This is a genomic window from Mesorhizobium sp. M5C.F.Ca.IN.020.32.2.1, assembly GCF_004023105.1.
In the GTDB taxonomy this organism is placed as follows: domain Bacteria; phylum Pseudomonadota; class Alphaproteobacteria; order Rhizobiales; family Rhizobiaceae; genus Mesorhizobium; species Mesorhizobium wenxiniae.
Genome location: NZ_RZSX01001676.1, coordinates 1 through 446, shown reverse-complemented (window position 1 = coordinate 446; position 446 = coordinate 1). Strand labels below are relative to the sequence as shown.

1 pseudogene is annotated in these 446 nt (G+C 57.2%); it reads right to left on the bottom strand.

Features of this window, described 5'->3' with window-relative positions:
- Positions 1 to 357, bottom strand: a pseudogene (locus tag EOA86_RS38100) (hypothetical protein); the annotation flags it as partial.
- Between the last annotated feature and the right edge of the window lie 89 nt (positions 358 to 446).

Below are 446 nucleotides of genomic sequence, written 5' to 3'. Positions count from 1 at the left end.
GCCATTGACGACCCATTCGATGCGGCCGTCCGGCAGCGTCTTGCCGAATCCCTTGATCGCAAGCGCCACCGGCACATATTGCGCGGCTTCCGGCTCCGACTTCGCCGCCGCCTGCAGGCTTTCCACAATTCTGTCGTAGCCTGCGATATCAATCGTAACATTTGCCTCGGGCTTCATGCCGGAGAACGTCATCTCGCCTTCCATCGCGATTTCCATGTCGCGGTTCTTCACCGTGCTGTGGCCGATGATAAATTTCGGCGTCTTGGTCATGAAATCAGCTTTGATCTGATCGCCAAAGTCCGCCGGCAGCGGCGGATTGTTGTTTAGATCAAAGGCTTCGATCGCCTTTTTCGCCATGCTGTCGAGATCGATATTGGCGCCGCCGAAATTCAGATTGATGTCGGTGGGCAGCAGCGCCGTACCCCAGGCGGGCACAAGATTCGGAG